We start from the raw sequence: 22,122 nt of genomic DNA on the forward strand, positions 1-22,122 counted from the left end.
GTTGCCGAGTCGGCGACAACCGGCGGAAACGTCAACGTGTGAGGTGCGAAAAAGGACGCTCAACGGCTGGTGAAGGGTTCGATCGGCTGACGGATGCGGGACTGGCCGTCGAAGTCCGGGTCGAGCGGGGCGTGGAAGATATCGAGCACCGTCGGGGTGATATCGACCAGCGAGAAGCTGGAGCTGGTCGCACCCGCGATGAAGTTCGGGCCGCGGGCGATCACGAAACTGGTTGTTTCGTCGGGGGTTTGGCCGCCGTGGCCGCCCTTGGGCCGGTGACCGTGGTCGGTGGTGACCAGGATGGTCCAGCGTTCGGCGGGGTTGGCGCGGGCGCGGGCGTCCACGGCGGCGACGATGCGGCCCACCAGGGCGTCGATGCGGGTGACGGCATCGCGGTATGCGCGCGATGCGCCACCATGCTGGTGGCCGGCGCGATCGACCTGGTCGAGGTGGGTGAAGAGGAAGTCGGGGGCGTATTTGGTGATGGCGGTGACGACGCTGTCGGCGGTGGCGGCATCGGTCTCGATTTCGTCGTCGTCACCGGGGACGGGCGGGGTGGAGATGACGACGTCGGCGCTGGGGTTACCGCTGCCGGTCATGGTGGCGATCTGATCCCAGGTGGCGATGGACTGGGTCTTCAGGGTCGGATCGGAGCGTTCGAGCCGGGTGAAGACCGTCGGATACTTCGCGAACGGCGTGGCGTCGAAGTTGTTGTCGGTAATGCCGTGCTTACTGCCCCAGACACCCGTGAGCACGGTGGCCCAGGACGGACCGGAGATGGTGACGTGCGGGGCGATGGAGGTGCGGCCGAGCGTGCCTTCGGCGCTCAACCGCAACAGGTTCGGGGCGCGGACTTCCTCGATCTTGCGGTACATCAGGCCGTCGAGTCCGATGAGGACGACCTTGTCGGCTTGGGCGGCGGCCTGTGCACGGCCGGTGGCGAGGACGGTCGAAACGGCCGCTACGGCAACGGCACTGGAGAACAGCTGCCTGCGGGCGAGGGACGTGCCAGCTACAGTTCGCTCGCTCATGTACCGAACGATCCGGTACGCCTGTGCCTTTCGGATAGTTCACCGAGTGAGTGTTCATGGACGTTTCATCGGTCTCGCCATCGCTGGTCGCCTCGCTGAACAACCACTGAACTTGCGATAGCCAATAGCTATTCCTACTGCTCACGGGGGCGTATCGGTGAGGTGAACAGCAGACACCGGTTGACACGTCGCCGAACGTGTGGCTGGCTGACCGCCATGTCCCCCGCTGCCGACGGCACAACCACCGCACCCCTCCGGATTGCCGCCGTCGCGGACCTGCATATGCGCGATGCCGTCGCGGGGCGCTTCCGTCCGGACTTCCTGCGGCTGAACGCCGATGTACTGCTGCTCGGCGGCGATCTCACCGAGGGTGGCGGGCTGTACGAGGCGGACCTGCTGTGCGCCGAGATCGCCCGGCTGCCGGTACCGGTGGTCGCGGTACTCGGCAATCACGATCACGACCGGCGAATCGGATACCGCATCGCCAGCATGCTCACCGATCTCGGGGTGCACCTACTCGACGGCGATGCGATCACCCTCGACGTGCGCGGGCGGTTGTTGGGTATCGCCGGTGTGATGGGCGGCAGAGGTGGATTTCCGGACCATCCGGGCCGACCCGATCAAGCCAGCACCGAACACCGCGCTCGGATGCGCCGCGGGCCGTTGGACGCATTGCGACTGCGTCGGGCACTGGACTCATTGGAGTGCGAAACCCGTATCGCTCTCATGCATTTCGCGCCGATCACCGACACGTTGGCGGGTGAGCCACCGAAAATCTACCCGGGTCTGGGGTGTCACGACCTGGGCGAGGCCGTGGATGCGGGCGGTGCGGTACTGGCCATTCACGGACATGCGCACGGGGGTACCGAAGTCGGGCGTACCGCGGGTGGGGTGCCGGTGCGGAATGTGTCGTATCCGGTGCTCGGCCGCACCTGTGCGGTCTACGAGGTGTAGGCGGCGGCGCGGTACGTTCTACCCCATGACGATCGCCCGGTCGCTGCTGCTGTTCGCCTTTGCCGCACTCGCCGAGATCGGCGGGGCCTGGCTCGTCTGGCAGGGCTGGCGCGAACATCGCGGGCTGGTCTGGATCGCGGCGGGTGTGCTCGCGCTCGGCGCCTACGGCTTCGTCGCCACCTTCCAACCGGACCCGAACTTCGGCCGCATCCTGGCCGCCTACGGTGGCGTCTTTGTCGCTGGCTCGCTCGCCTGGGGCATGATCGTCGACAAATTCCACCCCGACCGCTGGGACTACATCGGCGCCACCCTCTGCCTGATCGGCGTCGCCGTCATCATGTACGGGCCCCGCGGCTGAACCCCACTGGCCCCTCGGCATGACGCCATGCCGCATACGCAAACCTTCGCAATGAGCAGTCGGTGTGGCGACCGGCGCGTCCCGCTGTGAGCTGTCAACAGGTTGTGCGACGTCTTCCACAACCGACATCGAGGCCATACTGGCGTCCGGTTGGACTCCATGGGCATGCCGAGGCTGCCTCGCGAACGACAGCGACATCGGGGTGGGCTGTGTGGAAGGCGTTGTCTCGGTGGGTTATTCGTCGGGGGTGAAGGCCCAGACGGCGGCGGGGCGGCCGGTGGCCTTGACGCGGCGGCGTTCGGTGGTGCGGGCGAGGCCGGGGATGGCGGCGAGGATGCGGTTCAGGTTCGCCGGGTCGGGACGGGTGCCGTGGACGGAGGCGCTGAGTTCGACCGCACGGGTGGCGGGAAATTCGTCGCCGGTCAGCGCTCGGGTGAAAGCCATATCTTTCCAGAGCAATCGGGCCAGCAGGCCGCGGGCAGCATCGACGATCCGATTGTGGTCGAAGGCCAGCTCGGGTACCTCGTCGAAGGAAGCCCATTCGGCGGGCCCCTCGTGTGGCCCGGCCACCGCCCACATCGCAATGGATAACGTCGGCCCGCGCGGGTCGCGGTTCGGTTCATCGAAAGTCACCAGCTGCCCGACCGCGCCGATCGCCGCCTCCGGCACCCCGAGCTTGGTGTGCACGGCCCGCCGCGCGGCCGCGACCAGCCGCTCGCCGCGCCCGAGCAGCACTCCCGGCAACGCCAACCGCCCGGTGAACGGCTCCAGCTCTCGCGGCGCGATACCCACGGTCACCCCGGCGTCATCGCCCCAGAACCGCAATGCCACCACATCAACCGAAACAACGGATTGCTCCACGCCACCACATCCTGCCCCACCCCCGACACCCTGCGCCGAGTGGCACGACCAACAAGCGGACAGCCGACCTTCGCCGCCTTGGGCCACGCAATCCGTCCCTGCCACAGCTCGAGGCCCGAGTGCACCGTTCGAGCGCTAGGCGACTGCGGCCGCCGGGTGGGTCGGGGTCCGGTCATGACGGTCCGGGCCATCGGCCGTCAGAATTATCGGGGTGCCGAGTTGGTGTTCCAGCCACGGGGCTGGGTCGGCTGGTATGGCTGTCAGGATCGGGTCGGCTGTGGTCAGCAGTGCGGTGAGGTGGCGTTGGTGGTCGAGGTCTTGCCAGGTGCCCGCTTCGAGGTGGTCGACAATGCCGGTCGGGGTCGCGTATCCGGTTGCGGCGCAGCCGGTTCCGGGGGTGTCCAGGTGGGTGACGGCGAGGCCGTCGATACCGCCGCAGACCTCGATGGCGTAGCGCAGCAGGATCGGGTCGAGGTGCCCGCGACGGAAGGGGCCCTGGTAGTGGCGGGTGGTGTTGTGTGGTTCGGGGATGGTGATGGTGTGGTCTTCGGTGGGGAACGGGCCTGCGCCGTGGCGGGTCAGGTAGGTGCGGGTGACGCCGAGTGTGTATGCGGGAGCGTCGATTTCGGCGAGTAGAGCGCGGGCGTTGCGAGGTTCTACGGTGGACCAGGTGGTATGCGGGTGGAAGCCGCGCCATTCGTCGAGGAGAACGCCTTGTGCGCCTTCGAAGATCAGGCGGCCGCGGTGCGCCAGGCGCGCGAGTTCGGCGCCGTCGACGATGCGGATGGCGGCGGCGAATTCTCGGTACATCTCGACCAGATCGCGAATCGGTTCGTAGCGGTGCGCGCTGGGCGCGATCAGCGGGCCGTAGTGTGCCGCCATTGCTCGGAGCTTGGTGAACAAGATGTTCGGGCGCAGGCAATCCGACACGGTCGGTGCATCGTATTCGAGTGCATACCTGGCTGTTTCGCCGATGCCGCGGCCACACGAACCGTGCCGCGAGGAACCCCGCGCGTCCTCGCGGGCACGGTTGGCGGCGATGTGAATCGGCGTGGTGAGCAACGCACGCCCGTCGATCCGCAGCAGCGATAGCGGATCCGGCACACCCAGTGCGGCCAGCCGCAGCGATTCACTCGCCAGCGCGATCGGCTCGACCAGCATGTGCCGCGTGAGCAGTGTCGGAATGCCCGAGAAGGTTCCGGATCCGAACTGTGCGAAGGTGTGATGCCGTCCGTCGGCGATCACATTGTGCGCCGCCTGCGCGCCGCCGTTGAATCGCACGACCGCCGATACGCCCAGCCCCGCCGCCGGCGAGCACAGCCAATCGACGGTCGCCCCCTTCCCCGCATCCCCGAACCCGAGGTCGAGCACTATGATGTGCGACTGAATCACCGTGCACCCCTTGCCTTTCCCATCGATGGGATTTGCACCGACCCGACGCGCGGAACCCGGCACCCGAGATCACCGATAGCGGCATGCCCGGCCCCCACGGGCAAATCCCGGTTCGCCGACTTCGCTGTCACACAGTCGGAATCACTCATACCGCCGGCACACATCCGCGCTGCGAGCACGACGGATCACCGACCGAGCCGACTTCAGCTCCGCCCCCGGGAAAGCGCGCGCATACTCGGTCCCGCCTTGGCGCCCAACGCTTTTCCGACGGAATCAGCCTCGGCCACCGACCCCACATCGCGCAGGTCCGCCAGTCCGGTATCCACGTCGATACGGTCCTCCGCGAGCCCGATGGTGAGCGCGATGAGCTCACATACCGCGGCCGGATCGTCGAGCTTCATGAAGTTCTGGCCGAGCAATCCCCGCCAGTGCTCGGCGATCTCCGGATCGTCGAAGTAGCTCGACTGGTTCGGCAGGATGTAGTACACGTGCCACCGCTCGGCCAGTTCCCGATAGATCGAGGCCACCTCGATATCGGTGCGCACATGGTCGCCGATGACCGCGCGGATATGCCGACCCGCCAGCTTGGCCTTGTTCAGCTCGTCGCCGATGATGAACAGATAGCCGCGCTTGCCGTGCCGCTCCCATGCGTCGGTTGCGATATGGGTGGCCATGAAATACGCCGCCAGTTCATAACTTTCGGACTTCTGCCCGCCACCGCCGCCTTCCAGCAGGATATTGCGCAACTGTTCGTCCATCCGGTTGTCGGATTCGAACTGCCCCACCTGCAGCGGCACCCGATCGGCATCCGCATCGCCGATGGCCCCGAACATGATCTGCGGATCCTGCGCATACCCCTTGCGCCGCAACAGGCCGTGCAACCTACCGAGTTTGTCCTGCATGATCCGCGGCACCCGCCCCATCGATCCAGTGACGTCGAACAGCACCGCGATCGGCAGCGAGTTCCCGTGCTCGTCGGAATCCCGGCATTCCCGCACCGTGACGCCGAGCGGATCGAGCGCCGGGTGCGCCTGCCAACTCGTATGCGGTTGCCCCTGCATCTCGGCGGTATATCCGAAGTCGTCCAGACCCCGGCTGGCACGGAAGGTCTTGCCCGCGCGGTAGGCGGTGTCGTCCCAGTGTCCGTATCCCATATCGTCACTTCCTTTCGTGAATCTAGTTTTAGTGTATGAGACTAAAACTAAGCCTGTCAAGAGTCCGCTGGTCGGGATCGGTACCGCGAGTTGATCTTCGCGGACGGACGGAACCCCGCTCAGGCGCCCTGCCGCTCGCGCTTTTCCGCCTCACGCGCCAGGGCCCGGTCGCGCTGCTCCTCGAACTTGATCACATCCTTGCCGAGTTGCTCGAGGAACAACCCGAGTTCTTCGCGGGTCTGTTCACCGCGGGCGGTGAAGTCGTCGCGCTCGAAGACATTCCAGATGCGCAGCACCGGATTGATGACGTCCTCGAGGTGCTGGCGCAGATCGTAGATGCCGTGCTTGGCCATCAGCACGCTGTTGCGACGCCAGTTCGGCATACCCGCGCCCGGCATCTGGAAGTTGCGGATGATCGCTGAAATCGCCGCCAGCGCCTGGTCGGGCGCCAGATCGATCGCCGCACCGCACAGGTTGCGATAGAAGATCATGTGCAGGTTCTCATCGGCGGCGATGCGCTGCAGCATGCGGTCGGCGACCGCGTCATCGCAGGCCCGGCCGGTGTTGCGGTGACTGACCCGGGTCGCCAGCTCTTGAAACGTCACGTACGCGATACCGGGCAGGAATCCGTTGTCGTCCACGCCGGTCGGGTGCTGCACCCCGGTCGTCATACAGACCATCCGCGCGTGTTCCAGCGCCACCGGGTCCACGCCCCGGGTGACGACGAGATAGTCGCGCATGACGATCCCGTGCCGGTTCTCCTCGGCGGTCCAGCGCCCCACCCAGGTGCCCCAGGCGCCGTCCTGAGAGAAGGATTCGGCGATCAGTCGGTGATAGGACGGCAAGTTGTCCTCGGTCAGCAGATTGGTGACCATCGCAGCCTTGGCCAGCTCGCTCAAAGTGGATTGTCCTGGCTCCCACTCGATTCCGCCCATCTCGGCGAAATTGCGGCCTTGGTCCCATGGCACATAGTCGTGTGGGTGCCAGTCCTTGGCAATCGATAGGTGGCGGTTGAGGTTTTGTTCGGCAATGGGTTCTAGTTCGGTCAGCAACTCCAGCTGAGTCAAGGTACGTGTCACGATCGGGTTCCTGTCATCGGATCAGAGGCTCCCATCCAGAGTGCCCCGATTGGCGCGGTGTCGAAATCCCTGAGGCCGAATTCACCCGGCGGGTTTTGAACCGCTTACCACTAACTAATCGCGCAGACAGGCCGATATGTATCGCGCGAAGCGGATCAGGCCTGGTCGACGAGCAGAACTCGCCACCCGCCGCACCTGCACTGATCGCCCGAGTCCGCAGCGAGCCGTCGTTGTTGAACAATTGTTCAAATCGAACCGAGCGGTAGATCAGAACTCGATTCGGCAACCCGTTCGGCTCAGGCGGCCAGCACCAGGGCGGCCGCCGCGGCGGCCTCGATCACGCAGTAGAACCAGTTGGGGTAGAACGAGGTTCGGTCATCGAGCGCGGCGGAAAAGATGCGGCCCAACGCCATTCCGCCCAAGGCGACACCGATCGTGAGCATGATTCCGGTGCGTAGGGATCCGTCGTGCGTGGCCGCGATCGCCAGCATGGCCGCCATCGCCAGGCCGAATCCGCCGTAGACGGCACGAATCTCATAGCGCGCCGCGGCATGCTCGGGGCGCATGCCGAAGGGACGTATCAGCGCGGCGGGTGCGGCCAGGGCATATCCACCCATCGCGAGGAAGAACAGGCCGATGACGATATCGATGACAGTTGCCAAGGGAACCTCCTGATCGAGTCGGAAGGCCAGCATGATCGAGCGGTGCGCATATCCGCTTCCACAAACGTGCGATCAGTCCCCGCCGTAGCGCAGCGAGCGCCAGGCCTCGATCGCCCAATCAAGTTGCGGTCCCGGAACGCTGATGGTGACCAGGAGCAGTTCGCCGTTGCGGCGGCTGGCGATCCCCTGCACACCGACCTCCTCGCCGTCCTCCGACGGCAACCACCATCCGTCACCGGGCCCGCCGACGACCGGCTCGCCGCGATGACCCGCGGTCGCATTGGCACCGTATTGCAGCATTGCGGCCGGAGGCGGGCCGGTCTTCGCGTCACCGACCCGCAGAATGGTGATCTCGATTTGGCGGGTGCCGTCCCAGGCCCACCAGCGATCGCCGTCCCAGCCGTAGGTGAACTCGCCCGGAATCCGCAGACTCCAACCCGATACCGGCGTCGTGCGGACCGAGCGGCGACGGTAGCCGAGCACCGGGGGCATTTCCGCAGCGGCCCGCGCGGGCAGATCGCCGGGCGCACCGGCCGCGATGGGTGCCGAATCCGCCAGGAGCAGCCGCAATTCGTGCCAGGCCGCCCACGGCAGGGCCAGCGCCGGGTCGAGCCGGTACGCCTCGGCGAGCAGCGCATCGGCCTGATGCAGCGCAGGACTGTCGTCGGCATCCGACGGTGCGCGCCACCGCACGTCGTTCCAGATGATGCCCATCGCGGTATTGCGAATCGTCGGCGCGGTCCAGCCGTCCTCCCACCACGGGAAGAACGCTCGTGCCGCCGCTTCGTCACCATCGGCGACGGCGTGGAACCAGTCGCGGTCGCGCGGTCCCAACCAGCTCGCGGCCAGCCCGTCATAGTCGAAACGGTCACTACCCGTCGACAATCCGATCGACACCCAGGCGCCCTCGGCAGGCACCTCGGTCAACACCGTCTCCGCCAGAGTGCGGATCCACACCAGGTAGTCCTGCTCGACCTCGGCGCGGTTATCGGCAAGTCCGAGCGGATCCTCGGTCCCCTCGTCCCATACGATGTCGAATCGCCTGCCCATTTCGTGCAGCACCGCGGCGACGTGCCGGTGATAGCCCGGCCCGGCCGGGGCACAGCCCGCACTCACCACCACCTGACCGTGCGCCGCGCGCAGATCGACCGGTTCCGCCGCCGGATGCAAGACGGCAAGCAGGCGATCACCGGAGACCTCCACCGATTTCCGGAACGGAGCCGACGTGGCGGTCCAGCCGACCCGCGCACCGGCCGGACCGGTCCGCAACCACGCCCCGACCTGATCGAGGAAGTCCTCGGTGGGCGCGCGGCACACCCCCGCCACATTCAACTCGATTCCCATGGATAGACATCCTTGTGTCCGCGGTCCGGCGGCGAAAGTCAGGACCCTACACCTACACTGCGGACGTGGACCCGTTGACGCGGATCCGGGCGATATGCCTGGCGCTGCCCGAGACCAGCGAGCGACTCAGCCACGGCTCGCCGAACTTCTTCGTGCGGGCGAAGCGGGCGTTCACGATGTTCATGGCGGACCAGCACCGCGAACCGGGGGCGACGATCTGGTGTCCGGCGCCGCAGGGGGCGCAGGCCGAACTCGTCGACGCCGAGCCCGAACGCTTCTTCGTGCCACCGTATGTCGGCCATCGCGGCTGGATCGGCGTCCGGCTGGAGGTGGATCCCGACTGGGATGAGATCACCGAGATCATTCATGATGCCTACCGCATCGTCGCACCGAAAAAGCTTGCGGCCCAGTTGGATTGATTCGGCTACCGTTCGACGAGCCGACGGCAGCTGTCCCGGCCACCCGGCAGACCCGCCACACTGAACCAGCGGTCGAGTTGACCGGTCTGCCATAGGGTCTCGATCTCCGCCAGCACCGCCAGATAGGACAGTTGGGCGGCGGATAGCTCCGATTCATCGCTGATCCGGTCGGGAAAGGCTCTGTGCAGGAACGAAATACAGTCGTAGTGCACGGTATGGTCGTTGGCGGCCCAGGCTGCTTCGATCGCCGCGGGCAGCAGTATCTCGAAATCGTAGACCCGGCTGACGAGTTCGCGGATGACATCGTGGCGAAGCCAGCCATCCTGCCCGGGCAGTTGGCGGTTGAACCATTCGTCGATGATCTCGGGACGCTCCAGCGCGGCCAGGAGTTCGTCGATGGCGCGCTGCTCGGTGGCGAATGCGGGCGCCAGGGCGGCGCAGGCACGGACACCGGGATGGGTGTCGGCGAGCAGCTGTTCCGGACGGCCGCCGTTGAGACCCGAAATCCTTGCGGCAGTGGCGCGTTCGACCGGATCCGGCATGGTCGGCGCGATGGTGTCGAGCCGGTCGAGCAAGGTGGACCGTTTCGCGGTAAAGGCGGGCTGCGCAGTGAGCTCGATCAGCGCGCGCAGCGCGGCGATGCGCACCGCGGCATCCGAATCGTCCACCAGGGGTTCGATCGCCTCGATCACTCCGGGAATCACCGCGCGACAGGCGATCTCGTCCCGCGCCCGCATCGCTGTGCGGAATTCGTTGTCATCGATCGCCGCAAGTAGCCCCGGCGGTGTCGGAACATGCTCCACCAGTAGAGCTTTCGCAGGATCGGGACCGAGTTCCAGCAATCCCGCGCGCCGATTCGCTTTGACCCGCTGCAGGTCCTCCTCGGCGCGACCGGGCGGATAGGCCTCGGCATACAGCTGCGCGTCGGAGATTCCGGAACAACAGCCCTGCGCGAAGACCTCGAGGTAGTCCAGCAGCGCGACCCGCAGCGACCGTGGCTCCGGATCCCACGGCAGGATGTCCTCGATCGTCATCGCGGTATGCGGGCGCGGCAGCAGCTGGGCCATGATCGCGACGAACGGCGCGGTCGCGGAGTACACACTCCCCTGATGCAGTAGTGCGGCATCGAGATAGCCGACCGCGTCGACACAGGCCTCCGCATCACCGTCGATCAGTGCCCGCAGATGCGCCGGAGCATCCGCCGCTGGGCCATAAGCATGTTCCAGCTCGTCCCAATCGACGTCGGCTATTGCTCGCAGCACCAGGTCCATCGCATTGATCATGCTGCAGCCGAGCACGTCGCTCAACTCGAGCGAAATCGTTGACGGCGCACAGGCCTACGGAGCGGGTTCCAGATGGTCTCCGATGAGCATGGTCCCCGGCCCGCGCCACGCGCCGGGGCCGTGACGCCAGTACACATTGTCGGCGGTCAGCGGCGCTCCGCAGCTACGACAGACCACCACCCCCGACGTCGGTTGTCCGCAATCGCGATGCACGACCAGCGCGGGCGGGCCCGCGGACCCGGCGAGCCATTTATCGCCCCACGAAATGAGCATCGTGAGCACCGGATACAGATCGCGCCCCTGTTCGGTGAGCACATATTCGTGACGCACCGGATTCGACTGATACGCCCTGGCCTCGACAATCCCGTACTGCCGCAACGCATCCAGACGCGCGGTCAGGACATTCGAGGCGATCCCCAGATCGCGACGGATGTCCTCGAACCGGTTCACCCCGACGAACAGATCACGCAGGATCAGCGGCGTCCACCGCTCCCCGACCACGTCGAGCGTTCGCGCGATCGAGCACACAATGTCGGACATGGCAGCTTTGGGCACCTGCCCATCGTAGTCCATTGCTTTTTGCAAGTTACTCCGATACGTTTCGAAACGATCGAATGACCACATGCGAAGGGTGATCGAGACAATGTCGGATGCAGTGGCACAATTCCGCGAGGCGACGCAGCCCTTCGATATCGACACACTGATGACCACCCTCACCCCCGATGCCGAGTTGACCTCTCCCCTCTCGGGCCGCCTGGTCTTCCGCGGTCACGACGATCTGCGCATCCTGCTGACCGCCGCCTACGGCAGCCTCTCCCGCCTGCGCTGGACCGAACATATCGGCGATGGCGCACGTCAGGTCCTGCTGGCCGAGGCGACGGTAGGACCGTTGCGAATGACCGAAGCCCTGGTCTTGGAGGTCGCCGAGGACGGCCACATCCGCCGCCTCGCGCCCCACATTCGCCCTTGGCCGGCCCTCACTTTCCTCGCGGTGAAACTGGGGCCGCGCCTGCTCCGTTACCCAGGGATCATGCGACGCGCCGCCCGATAATGATCACCTTGCGCGGCAACCCGAACCGATGAAGGAGCTACCGGGCCGATTCCTCCGTCAGCCCATCCGCGGTCAGCTCCAACCGACGGGTCACCCCGATATCGTCCAGGAACCGCGCATCGTGGCTGACCACGATGAGTGCGCCCTCGAAGCCCGCCAAGGCCTGCGTCAGGTGTTCCAGACTCGGCAGGTCGAGATTGTTGGTCGGCTCGTCGAGCAGCAATAACTTCGGTGCGGGATCGGCGAGCAACAGCATCGCCAGCGCCGCGCGCAGGCGCTCGCCACCGGACAACGCCGCGGCCAGCACGTCGGCGTCGGTACCGCGGAACAAGAAGCGTGCCAGTTGCGCTCGGATCTGTTCGCCGGAGGCGTGCGGTGCGGTCGAGGCGACGTTGTCGAACACCGATTGCCGCTCGTCGAAGATGTCGAGGCGTTGTGGCAGCATGCGCCAGGTAACCTTCGGCGGTTCCGCGGCGATGCGGTGCAGCAGTGTGGTTTTACCCGCGCCGTTGCGGCCGGTCAGTGCGATCCGCTCGGGACCGGACACGCGCAAGGTCACGGTCGGCCCACAGGCCAGCTCGATCCGGTCGAGATCGATCACGTCCTGGCCCGGGTAGAGCCGGGTGTCGGGCAGGTCGATCCGGATCTGCCGATCATCACGTAGTAATTCCTCGGCCTGCTGCAGCTGTCCCTTTGCGGTGTCCAGCTTTTCGATGTGATTGTTGCGCAGTTTGCCCGCCGAGACCTGGGCGGCCCGCTTACGTGCGCCCATCACGATCTTCGGCTCGCGTTTGTTCTCGAACATCTTCTGCCCGTAGCGCGCTCGGCGATCCAGCTTGATTCGGGTCTCGACCAGCTCGCGCGCCTGTTTGCGGACATCGCTGCGCGCGTCGCGAATCGCGGCCCGCGCGACCTCTTGTTCGGCCGCGATAGTGCGCTCGTACTCGCTGAAGTTGCCGCCGAACAACCGCAATTCGCCCTGCCGGAGCTCGACGATAGTCGTCATCCGATCCAATAGCTCGCGGTCGTGGCTGACCGTGAGCACAGTGCCGGAGAATTGCGCGACGACCTCATAGAGGCGTTGTCTGGCAACGTGATCCAGGTTGTTGGTCGGCTCGTCGAGCAGCAGCACGTCGGGCTCGCGCAGCAACTGCGCGACCAAGCCGAGCAGGACCGTTTCACCGCCGGAGAGCGTCTCGAGGCGGCGGTCCAGCTGTTCGGTCGTGTCGGCGAGGTAGTGCAGGCCCAGTCGACCGAGCAGCGCGATGGCGCTCTCTTCGACATCCCACTGCCCGCCGACGGTGTCGAAGTCCGACTCGGCGCCGATACCGGATTCGATACTGTGCAATGCCTTCCGTGTTTCGGCGATACCGAGCACCTCGTCGACGCGCTGACCATCGCCGAGCCCGAGATCCTGGCGCAGATAGCCGAGTCGCCCGGTCAGCGAGACCGAACCGCGGGCAGGTGTCAGCTCACCGACGAGCAGCCGCAGAAGTGTCGATTTGCCCGCGCCGTTGCCGCCGACCAAGCCGAGGTGGCCGGGCCCGAGTACAGCATCGAGCCCACTGAATACGGGTGTGCCATCGGGCCAGGAAAAAGTGAGATCGGAAAGAGAAAGATTGGTCATGCGGTCCCCAGAGGTTGCACGGATACGCGGCGCGCGAATTGCGGACCGCCCGAGGTGCTACCTCATGAGAGCAACGGCATAACTCCGATCAACGGCAATAAGACCACTCTAGATTAAACACACCCGCAGACATCGCGCCAGTGATATTTGGATCACACGCTATCTCCAATACGCCGCAGCTCCGACCGCTACACGCGATCGAGGGTAGCGAAGAGGTGGCCCAACATGCAGACCAGCAACGACCATTCGACTACCGTCGACCAGTCCGACTCGTTATGCGACGCTACCGGATTGGAGGGGGGAGCAACCGCTCGGCGAACTTTGCGGTCCGAACCTCAATCGGCAAACAGGTTTCGGGGGATTGTGGGCTAGATCCGTACTACCGCTGTCAACGGGTAGTCTCCTTGGCGATCGCGCCCGTTGAGGAATCCGAGCTCCAGAACAACTGCGGCCGCGATGATTTCGGCACCGGCGGCCCGGAACAAATCCGCCGCCGCGGCCAGCGTCCCACCGGTGGCCAGCACGTCGTCGAGGAGCAGGATGCGACGGCCCTTCAGCTCGACACCATCGGCGGGAATCTCCAGTGCGGCCGTACCGTACTCGAGGCTGTACTCGCGGGAGATCACCGGCGGCGGCAGCTTACCGGCCTTGCGCACCGCCATGACGCCGGTGCCCAATGTCGCGGCCACACCCGCAGCGATAATGAACCCGCGTGCATCGACGCCCGCCACCAGATCGGCATCGGGAGCACAGGCGGCGAGGCAGTCGATGACCGCCCGGAAACCCTCCGGGTCGGCGAAGACCGGCGTCAGATCGGCAAACCGGACGCCGGGCGAGGGGAAATCGTCGCACCAACGGGTCAGGCGGTCGACCAACTCGGCCGCCTTGCCCGTCCGCTCGGCTAGGACGTCCTCCGATTCCACCGCCGCATGCTTGCTCATCGACACCTCTCCATGATCACTCACCCACCAACACCTGTCACCGCTTCAGCACCCAGCGGTCCATGTTCCAGCCGGTTCCCGCCTGGGTGGGCCCGGCTATACCGTTCTGCAGACCGCTGCCGAATGCGATGGTGCGGGGTGTGGCGAACAAGGGAATGCTCGGCATCTCCGCCCACAGCAGGTTCTCGGCCTCGGTGCGCAGATTCAGCGCTGTGGTCGAGTTGTCGTCGCCCGCAAGCTGATCGGTGATCGAATCGTAGCGGCCGTTACCGAACCTACCGAAATTGAGCCCGCTACCGGTGCGCAACGCGCTGGTAGCGGCCACAGTGGTCTCGGATCCGGCCGGACCCGGCGCCGATGCGGTACTGCCGAGGACGGCGTCGACTTTGCCCTCGGTCAGCTGGGAAGGTGTGAAATCGGCGGATCCGGTGTCCACCACATTGATACCCGCCGGTTTGCATGCCTCCGCGATCATCTGCACGGTCTGTGTGCGCCGCTCGTCCGGCTTCAGATACCCGACCCGGATGGTCGGATTCGGCGCACTCGAGGCCGCGACGGCCGCCGTGGCGCCGGGGACATTCGCGCCTTGATACTTGTCGGCCGCACCGATGACGGCCGGGTAGTTCAGCGAGTCCTGCTGTGTGATACGAGAGTTCAGCACTCCGGTGCCGAGCCCGGTCTTCGGTGCATCCTTGGCCTTACCGAGCTTGTCGAACAGCGCCTGCCGCGGCACACACAACGCGAAGGCGCGCCGCGCCTCGGTCGAACCGAAGACGCCACCGGTCCCGAGCACCAACTGTTCGGCACCGCGTCCCGGTACGGTCCGCACCGAAAACCCGTCCAGATTGATGTCTTTGACCGATCCGGCACCGATATCGACAACGCCGACCGCATTGTCGCCGACCTTCGACTTCAGATCGGCGGTCTTCGGATACACCACGATCCGCCCGGTCTCGGGCTTATTGCCCCACCAGCGTTCGTTGGCTACCAGGACCAACCCGTCCTCGGCCGAGTAGGAATCGATCCGATACGGCCCCGACGACGGGAACCGGCTCAGATCCAGCTTGTCCGCGCCCAACGTCCACCCGTTGTTCCAGAAGTCGGCGATCCGCTGCAACGAGGCCTGATCACCGGCCTGCACAGCCGTCACGACATTGGGCACATTCGCCACTCGCGCCGCCACATGCGCGGGCATCAACTCCCCCGCGGCGAACAGATTGCGCCACGGCAGATAATGCCGGTCCCCGCGGAACACCACGGTGGCGTCCTTGGAGCCGGGCTGGCAGTCCACCCGCTCGATATCGGCGTATCCGGCGGTACTCGCGGCGTCGAACAACGGAACCTGGCCGCGGTCACCGGGTTTGGTGTACCGGCCGCTGCGGGCGGCCCAGGCCAGCACCAGATCGTCGCAGGAGGTCGGCACGCCATCGGAGTACACCCCGTCCGCGTTGAGCCGGTACTGCACGGTCTGTGCCTCGCCCGGCACCTCTTTCGCAGTGCCCACATCGGTATCGGCGACCTGCTGGCCGTCGGGGCCGGTGTAGAAGAACCCGGTCAGCACGCGTGCGAATACCACGTCCGACCCACTGCTCGTGCCGAGGGTGGTCCCCCCGTTGTAACTGGCGATCACTGCGTCGACGGCATAGCCGATGGAGGGCACCTGGTTCTGGCTCGAGCACCCGGCCACCACCGTGGCAGCCACGGTGCCCACAGCCACCGCTCCGATCAAACGTGCCGCTAGCGACTGCTTCATCAAGGAAAACCCCTGCCGTCGGCTGTCAGTGCCTGCGCTTGTTCCGCTTTCCGCTCGGGCGAGCGCCGGGACGCGGCGTCTGCCCTGGTTCACGTGCGGGGCGAGGATCGAGATCCCGGCCGGTCGCCGCGACCGCGCGCCGCTCGGCCTCGACTCCCGCACGCGCCGAGGCCAGCCCGGCCCGCTTGTTGAGCACCTTCTTGGTGTGCGCCGCGACCGGACCCCACCGCTCCTTGATCGACACCAGCAGCGGCACCGCGAAGAAGATCGACGAGTACGCGCCGACGATCATGCCGACCAGCTGCACCAGCGCCAGATCCTTCAGCGTGCCGACGCCGAGCAGCCACACCGCGATCACCAGCATGCCAACGATCGGCAGAATGCCGATGACGGTCGTGTTGATCGAACGCATCAGCGTCTGGTTCGCCGCGAGATTCGCCTGTTCGCCATAGGTGCGCCGGGACGTATTCACCACACCGCGGGTATTCTCCTCGACCTTGTCGAAGACGACGACATTGTCGTAGAGCACATATCCGAGGATGGTCAGCAGACCGATCACCGCGGCGGGTGTCACCTCGAAGCCGACCAGCGAGTAGATGCCCGCGGTGATGATCATGTTGAAGAACAGCGAGGCGATCGCCGCAATCGACATATCCCGCTCGAACCGGATCGCGATGTAGACCATGGTCAGGGCAATGAACACCACCAGCGCGATCAAGGCCTTCTTGGTGATCTGACTACCCCAGGTCTCGCTGATCTCCGCGACACTGATCGCGTTGCGAGAGACATTGCCGTCCTTGTCCTTCGGCTGGAAGGCGTTGAACAGCGCGGTTTGCAGCGCGTCGGTCTGGGAGGCGCTCAGCGTATCGGAGCGGACCTGGATGGTCTCCGCCGAACCGGACCCGACCTTCTGCACCGTCACCGGGGCGTGGCCGATGGTCTGGGAGTAGACGTCCTCGACCTTCTGCGTGGTCGCGGTCCCCGCCGCGGGCAATTGGATGCGTGAGCCACCAGCGAAGTCGATGCCGAGGGTGAATCCGCGAATTCCGATGCTCAGCAACGAGATCAGCACGAAGGCCGCGGTCAGCGCGTAGTAGAAGCGGCGCCGACTGACGATCTTGAAACCGCCGGTGCCGGTGTAGAGGCGCTCGAAGATGCTGTGCTTGGGCGCGGCATCGAATTCGTTCACCTCGTCGGTGAACGGCTCCAGAGTCGAAGAGTGCCCACCCGTCTCGCGACCGCCGCCCCCCACGGAATCGCTGCGCGATGCTGTCCTCATCGTGACGTCTCCTTCACCAGAGCCTCGCCAGCCCTGCGTTCCCTGGCTACTTCCTGAATCGCGCCGAGCCCGTTGACCGACGGCTTGGCCCAGAACGACGAGCGCGACGCCAGCATCATCAGCGGCGCGGTCACCAGGTAGAGCACGATCACGTCGAGGACGGTGGTGATACCGAGGGTGAACGCGAAGCCCTTCACCTGACCGGCGGCCAGAATGTAGAGCACGACCGAGGCGATCAGGCTGACGGTCTTACCGGAGAGGTTGGTGCGCTGGGCCCGCTGCCAACCGCGCGGCACCGCCGAGCGGAAGCTGCGCCCCTCGCGCATTTCGTCCTTGATGCGTTCGAAGAACACCACGAAGGAGTCGGCGGTCAGACCGATACCGATGATCAGACCGGCGATACCGGCCAGGTCGAGGGTGAACCCGATCCACCGGCCGAGCAGCACGATGATGCCGTACACCGCGACACCCGAGGCGATCAGTGAGAATCCCGCGAGGAAGCCGAGCATCCGGTAGTAGAGCAGGCAGTACAGCAGCACCACCGCGAGTCCGATCGCACCGGCGAGCAGACCGGCGCGCAGCGAGGACAGACCCAGTGTCGCCGATACCGTTTCGGCCTCCGAGGTCTGGAACGACAGCGGCAGCGAACCGTACTTCAGCGTGTTCGCGAGTTCCTTGGCACTGGCGGCGGTGAAGTTGCCGGAGATCGTGGTGCGACCACCCTGCTGCGGACCCGACTGCACGACCGGCGCGCTGACCACCTTCGAGTCGAGCACGAACGCGACCCGCTTATTGATGTATTCGCCGGTCAGCGATGCCCACGCGTCGCTACCACCGGATTTGAACTCGAGGTTCACCTCGTGGCGGGCCTGCTGCTGGTTCAGTCCCGAGGTGGCGTTGTTGATCTCCTGGCCGTCGATGCGGCTCTTGTCGAGCAGGAAGATCTCCTTGCCGTCGGTAGCGCAGGTGACCAGCGGCAGATTCGGATCGTCGTTACCGGCGAGCGGGTCGGCCTTGGTGCAGTCCATCGCGGTCATCGCCGCCTGCTGCACCGTGGGATCGGTGCTCTGCCTGGTCGCCCTGGCGTCCGCGATCTCCTTCTTCGCCTGCTCCTGCGGCGTCAGACCGCCGGGCGGGGCCGGGGGCGAGGTCGGGGCCTGTGCGGGGAATACGCGCGGCTGCGGGGTCGACTCCGCCGCGGGTGCGGATTCGGTGGTCGGCGCAGCCCCGGTGGTGGCCGGCTGGGTCGGCACGGTCCCGTCGGGGTTGAGCTGCGTCGTGTCCGGAACGGTGCCCGGTGTCGTCCCCGCCGTACCCGGCGCCTGTGGCGTGCCCTTGCCGCCGACCGCGGGTACGGCCTGCAGCACCGGACGGATGTAGAGCTTGGCGGTCGTCGCCAGCGCCTTGGCCTGGCCACCGTCGTCACCCGGAACCGTGATCACCAGGTTGTCGCCGTCGATGACGACCTCGGAACCCGACACACCGAGGCCGTTGACACGGTTCTCGATGATCGTCTGGGCCCTGCGCAGGCTGTCCTGGCTCGGCTTACTGCCGTCGGGGGTGCGGGCGGTCAACGTAACCCGGGTACCACCCTGCAGGTCGATGCCCAGTTTGGGGGTCGGGGAATGGTCACCGGCGAAGAACACCAGCGCATAGATCACGGCCAGCAGCACGGCGTAGACGCCGAGCAACCGGAGCGGATGCGCCGATCCCTGAGAAGGTGGCACAGTTCGTCATCTCCTAGGCGGAAGTCGAGGGTGGAACAAGCGGGCACGCACAGCCGGGGCCCGGACGGACCGCCCGCGGCGATCGTCAGCACACGGGCTGGCCTTTCGAGCGACCTGCAAGCAATCGCAACGGTAGCCGGTGGAGCCGACCGTTTCGAGCAACGTGCGAGTCGCTACGGTAGTCAGTCCTTGGTCAGCCGGGTCTCGGTCTGCTGCGCAGACTCCTCGACGGGACCGGCCTCGATCTCGTCGGCCACGGTCTCGTCGGTCACGGTCTCATCCGTGGTCTGGTCCGTGGTGCGCACATCGCGGATGGCCTGACGCAGCCAGGTGGTGATGACGTCCTCGGCGATCTCGAGATCGACCGTATCGTCGTCGAAATCGACGACGGTGCCGTAGAGCCCCGACGTGGTGGTTACCTGATCGCCGACCTTCAGGCTTTCCTGCAAGGAGGTGACCTTCTCGGCCTCGCGCTTCTGGCGGCGCACACCGAGGAACATGGGCACGAGCAGGGCTACCAGCAGCAGCGGAAACAGAAGTTCCATCGTCGAAGTCAGTCCCTAGTCTGTGGGTGGGATGGACAAGTACACCAACAGTCTGCCAGTTCGCGTCGTCGCCACCACACCGGCACACCCCCTGACGTCCCAGAACACCCGATCCGGCGGATATCAGGACTCCGGCAGCGGACCGGTCGCGCCAGGTATTCGGGCCGAATCGCACCGCTCGGCGCCGTCGGCGGATACAGGCCGATACGCCGAGCCCCGCGACCGCGGTGTGGTCACGGGGCTGCGCAACGGGGCGTTCTAGGCGCTTTTGCCGTAGCTGTAGTCGTCGAGCGGGAAGGCGACGGCTTCGCGGTGCGCGTTGATGGTGCTGGTCGGGCGCAGCAGGGCGGCTTCGCCGTGCTGGTTGAAGTAGTAGCTGCGCGCGGTCGAGCAGTCGCCGCCGTAGAAGACCGAGGAACCCAGCTTGTCGGTGACCCGATCCAGGAACTGCCGGTTCGCCTGCTCGGTCACCTCGAAAGTGGTCTCGCCGCGACGGAAGGTCTCCTTCAGCAGGCGGCCCATATGCTTCATCTGGGCCTCGATGGTGGTGAAGTACGACAGGCCGCTGTAGGAGTACGGGCTGTTGAGGCTGAGGAAGTTCGGGAACTTCGGCACCGTGATGCCCTCATAGGCCTGGAAACGGTTGTCGCGCCAGAACTTTCCGAGATCGACGCCGTCGCGGCCGATGATCTCGATGGCCGGGAAGTTCACATCCCATAGGTTGAAGCCGGTGGCCAGGATCAGGGTGTCGATCTCGGTCTTGTGGCCGTCGGCGGTGACGATGCCATCGGGCTCGATGTGATCGATGGAGTTGGTCTCCAGCCGCACATTGGGCTGGTTGAACGTCTTGAAGTAAGTGTTGGAGAAGGTGGGGCGCTTGCAGCCGAAGTCGTAGTGCGGGGTGAGCTGCTTGCGAATCTCCTTATCGCGCACCTGCGCTCGCAGATGCGCCTTGGCCAGCATCCCCGCGGCCTTGTTCAGCGGCTTGGCCTGCTTGAAGTGCAGTACGCCGAGCACCATCAGCGCCTCGAGCAGGCTGGTATTGACCAACCGCGCGGCCTTCTGGGTGGCGGGCACGCGGGCGAACAACTGCTGCACCGGGGCCGGAATCGCGGTGTCGATCTTGGGCACCACCCAGATAGGCGTGCGCTGGAAGACAGTGAGTTCCTCGGCTTTCTCGGCCGCCTCCGGTACCAGCTGCACGGCGGTGGCGCCGGTGCCGATGATGGCGGCCTTGCGCCCGGTGAGGTCGAAATCGTCCTCCCACGCGGTGGTATGGATGATCTTGCCCGCGAAGGACTCGATACCGGGGAACGGCGGGGTGTACGGCTGCGACAGGAACCCGGTCGCGGTCAACAGGTAGCGGCCGGTAATGGTTTCACCACCCGCGACGGATACAACCCAGTGCTGGTGCTCCTCATCCCAGCGAGCGCCGTCCACCACCGCGCCGAAGCGCATCCGACGACGCAGGCCGTATTTGTCCGCGACGTGCTCGGCGTACCTCTTGAGCTCCTTGCCCGGTGCGAACAGCCGCGTCCAATACGGGTTGGGCTCAAAGGAATACGAATAGGTCACCGAGGCGATATCGACCGCGAGGCCCGGATAGTGATTGACGTGCCAGGTGCCGCCGAGGTCCTCCTCGCGCTCCAGGATCACGAAATTGCCCAGGCCGAGCCGGTCGAGTTCGATACCCGCACCCATTCCGCCGAACCCCGCACCGACCACGACCGCGTCGTACTGAGGCGCCACGTCGAACCTCCTGCTAGATACATTCCAACGGGAATGTAGGAACCATCTCTCACAGAATGACATCTCATTCCGTTTATGAACACCGTATCATCGGGTGGGTGACGAAGCCATCCACGCGTGCGCCCCGACCAGCAGCCGGCAATGCGATCCAGCGACGCAAAGCCGAACTGCGTCAGGAGATCATCGACACCGCCTTCGGGTGCTTCGCCGAGAAGGGCTATCACGCCACCGGCATCGCCGATATCGCCAATGAGCTGGGCATCGGGCACGGCACGTTCTACCGGTATTTCAGCAATAAGCGCGAGATCATCGACGTGGTCATCGACGATCTGGCGGCACGGATCATCGCTGCGCTCGGCACCGATAACGCCCCCGACGCAGCCACCTCCCTTGACGAATACCGCGCCCAGATCGACCGCATCGGCGCCGCGCTCACCCGGATTCTGGTGGCGGACCGCCGGGTCGCCCAGCTGCTGCTGTTCCACGCCACCGGTATCGATGACGAACTCACCGCCCGGCTCTACGGCCTACTCGATATGGCCGACGCGCTTACCGCCGGTTACCTCTCGCACGGCGTCGAACTCGGCTACCTGCGTGCGGACCTCGACACCAAGAACACCGCCAAGGCCGTCACCGGCATGCTGATCGCGGGCATCGTGCAGGGGTTGCGCAATCCGGACGAGACCGCGGTCAACGAACTGAACGAAGCGATCCGGCGACTGCTCATCGACGGCGTGCGCAAGGACTGAATCGACTCCGGCGAAAACGGCAATTCTCCACCGGTTTGCTGCGGCGATCAGCGCTAGGGTGTAGCCAGATCGACTGTGGCCAAACGGGGGCAGCACGTGTTCGGTAGAGACCGCCGAGTTCGAAAAACGCATATTCGACTAGAGCAGGGCACCGCCCCTGACAC

Annotated in this window: 22 protein-coding genes; 6 read left to right on the plus strand and 16 right to left on the minus strand. The window is 65.7% G+C overall.

Features of this window, described 5'->3' with window-relative positions; genetic code table 11:
• Positions 1-59: 59 nt before the first annotated feature.
• Positions 60-1,031, minus strand: a complete 972-nt coding sequence (locus ACQP1G_RS28735) for an alkaline phosphatase family protein (protein ID WP_433192676.1) — start codon at positions 1,029-1,031, stop codon at positions 60-62.
• Between the two features lie 216 nt (positions 1,032-1,247).
• Here ACQP1G_RS28735 and ACQP1G_RS28740 point away from each other — a divergent pair, with 216 nt between their 5' ends.
• Positions 1,248-1,985 carry a metallophosphoesterase family protein gene (locus ACQP1G_RS28740; RefSeq protein ID WP_433192677.1) on the plus strand — a complete coding sequence of 246 codons (738 nt, stop codon included), beginning with the start codon at positions 1,248-1,250 and terminating at the stop codon, positions 1,983-1,985.
• Between the two features lie 25 nt (positions 1,986-2,010).
• A complete protein-coding gene (locus ACQP1G_RS28745; protein WP_433192678.1) occupies positions 2,011-2,343 on the plus strand; it encodes a YnfA family protein in 333 nt (110 codons plus the stop codon).
• A gap of 234 nt (positions 2,344-2,577) precedes the next feature.
• On the opposite strand, the gene ACQP1G_RS28750 is transcribed toward ACQP1G_RS28745, so the two are convergent.
• The 6 genes from ACQP1G_RS28750 to ACQP1G_RS28775 form a co-directional block, all read right to left on the minus strand.
• Positions 2,578-3,204 (minus strand): NUDIX hydrolase, encoded by a 627-nt coding sequence (locus ACQP1G_RS28750; protein ID WP_433192679.1) that lies wholly within the window; start codon positions 3,202-3,204, stop codon positions 2,578-2,580.
• A 135-nt stretch (positions 3,205-3,339) separates the two neighbouring features.
• Positions 3,340-4,596: an adenylosuccinate synthetase gene (locus ACQP1G_RS28755; protein WP_433192680.1), complete on the minus strand. Its 1,257-nt coding sequence runs from the start codon at positions 4,594-4,596 to the stop codon at positions 3,340-3,342.
• Positions 4,597-4,799: 203 nt separating this feature from the next.
• The gene (locus ACQP1G_RS28760) at positions 4,800-5,750 is read right to left on the minus strand and encodes a hypothetical protein (protein ID WP_433192681.1); all 951 of its coding nucleotides are present in this window, start codon (positions 5,748-5,750) and stop codon (positions 4,800-4,802) included.
• A 119-nt stretch (positions 5,751-5,869) separates the two neighbouring features.
• Complete coding sequence (locus tag ACQP1G_RS28765; protein ID WP_433192682.1) at positions 5,870-6,829, minus strand: acyl-ACP desaturase; 960 nt, start codon at positions 6,827-6,829, stop codon at positions 5,870-5,872.
• Between the two features lie 296 nt (positions 6,830-7,125).
• Positions 7,126-7,491, minus strand: coding sequence for a DUF4345 domain-containing protein (locus ACQP1G_RS28770; RefSeq protein ID WP_433192683.1), 366 nt, complete (start codon positions 7,489-7,491; stop codon positions 7,126-7,128).
• A 72-nt stretch (positions 7,492-7,563) separates the two neighbouring features.
• Positions 7,564-8,835: a hypothetical protein gene (locus ACQP1G_RS28775; RefSeq protein WP_433192684.1), complete on the minus strand. Its 1,272-nt coding sequence runs from the start codon at positions 8,833-8,835 to the stop codon at positions 7,564-7,566.
• A gap of 65 nt (positions 8,836-8,900) precedes the next feature.
• On the opposite strand from ACQP1G_RS28775, the gene ACQP1G_RS28780 reads away from it, so the two are divergent.
• Positions 8,901-9,254 (plus strand): MmcQ/YjbR family DNA-binding protein, encoded by a 354-nt coding sequence (locus tag ACQP1G_RS28780; protein WP_433192685.1) that lies wholly within the window; start codon positions 8,901-8,903, stop codon positions 9,252-9,254.
• Between the two features lie 5 nt (positions 9,255-9,259).
• Here the strand turns inward: ACQP1G_RS28780 and ACQP1G_RS28785 are convergent, their stop codons facing one another.
• Positions 9,260-10,561, minus strand: coding sequence for a hypothetical protein (locus ACQP1G_RS28785; protein WP_433192686.1), 1,302 nt, complete (start codon positions 10,559-10,561; stop codon positions 9,260-9,262).
• 30 nt (positions 10,562-10,591) lie between these two features.
• The gene (locus ACQP1G_RS28790; protein ID WP_433192687.1) at positions 10,592-11,092 is read right to left on the minus strand and encodes a winged helix-turn-helix transcriptional regulator; all 501 of its coding nucleotides are present in this window, start codon (positions 11,090-11,092) and stop codon (positions 10,592-10,594) included.
• A gap of 88 nt (positions 11,093-11,180) precedes the next feature.
• On the opposite strand from ACQP1G_RS28790, the gene ACQP1G_RS28795 reads away from it, so the two are divergent.
• Positions 11,181-11,588, plus strand: coding sequence for a nuclear transport factor 2 family protein (locus ACQP1G_RS28795; protein WP_433192688.1), 408 nt, complete (start codon positions 11,181-11,183; stop codon positions 11,586-11,588).
• A 37-nt stretch (positions 11,589-11,625) separates the two neighbouring features.
• Here ACQP1G_RS28795 and ACQP1G_RS28800 read toward each other — a convergent pair whose 3' ends face one another.
• From ACQP1G_RS28800 to yajC, 6 genes are all read right to left on the minus strand, one after another.
• Positions 11,626-13,215 (minus strand): ABC-F family ATP-binding cassette domain-containing protein, encoded by a 1,590-nt coding sequence (locus ACQP1G_RS28800; RefSeq protein WP_433192689.1) that lies wholly within the window; start codon positions 13,213-13,215, stop codon positions 11,626-11,628.
• A gap of 368 nt (positions 13,216-13,583) precedes the next feature.
• On the minus strand, positions 13,584-14,156 hold the full coding sequence (locus tag ACQP1G_RS28805) for an adenine phosphoribosyltransferase (RefSeq protein ID WP_433208898.1): 573 nt from the start codon (positions 14,154-14,156) through the stop codon (positions 13,584-13,586).
• Positions 14,157-14,193: 37 nt separating this feature from the next.
• Positions 14,194-15,909 (minus strand): ABC transporter substrate-binding protein, encoded by a 1,716-nt coding sequence (locus tag ACQP1G_RS28810; RefSeq protein WP_433192690.1) that lies wholly within the window; start codon positions 15,907-15,909, stop codon positions 14,194-14,196.
• A gap of 25 nt (positions 15,910-15,934) precedes the next feature.
• Complete coding sequence (gene secF, locus ACQP1G_RS28815; protein WP_433192691.1) at positions 15,935-17,188, minus strand: protein translocase subunit SecF; 1,254 nt, start codon at positions 17,186-17,188, stop codon at positions 15,935-15,937.
• Positions 17,185-18,915, minus strand: a complete 1,731-nt coding sequence (gene secD, locus ACQP1G_RS28820) for a protein translocase subunit SecD (protein ID WP_433192692.1) — start codon at positions 18,913-18,915, stop codon at positions 17,185-17,187. The genes secF and secD overlap by 4 nt, the downstream gene beginning before the upstream one ends.
• Positions 18,916-19,097: 182 nt before the next feature.
• On the minus strand, positions 19,098-19,460 hold the full coding sequence (yajC, locus tag ACQP1G_RS28825) for a preprotein translocase subunit YajC (protein WP_433192693.1): 363 nt from the start codon (positions 19,458-19,460) through the stop codon (positions 19,098-19,100).
• A 31-nt stretch (positions 19,461-19,491) separates the two neighbouring features.
• Here yajC and ACQP1G_RS28830 point away from each other — a divergent pair, with 31 nt between their 5' ends.
• On the plus strand, positions 19,492-19,722 hold the full coding sequence (locus tag ACQP1G_RS28830) for a hypothetical protein (RefSeq protein ID WP_433192694.1): 231 nt from the start codon (positions 19,492-19,494) through the stop codon (positions 19,720-19,722).
• Here the strand turns inward: ACQP1G_RS28830 and ACQP1G_RS28835 are convergent.
• Positions 19,719-21,209, minus strand: coding sequence for a flavin-containing monooxygenase (locus ACQP1G_RS28835; RefSeq protein ID WP_433192695.1), 1,491 nt, complete (start codon positions 21,207-21,209; stop codon positions 19,719-19,721). The genes ACQP1G_RS28830 and ACQP1G_RS28835 overlap by 4 nt on opposite strands.
• 98 nt (positions 21,210-21,307) lie before the next feature.
• Here ACQP1G_RS28835 and ACQP1G_RS28840 point away from each other — a divergent pair, with 98 nt between their 5' ends.
• Positions 21,308-21,958 carry a TetR/AcrR family transcriptional regulator gene (locus ACQP1G_RS28840; RefSeq protein ID WP_433192696.1) on the plus strand — a complete coding sequence of 217 codons (651 nt, stop codon included), beginning with the start codon at positions 21,308-21,310 and terminating at the stop codon, positions 21,956-21,958.
• Positions 21,959-22,122: the final 164 nt, after the last annotated feature.

Origin of the sequence: Nocardia sp. CA-107356, from assembly GCF_050946365.1 — a bacterium.
Lineage (GTDB): Bacteria > Actinomycetota > Actinomycetes > Mycobacteriales > Mycobacteriaceae > Nocardia.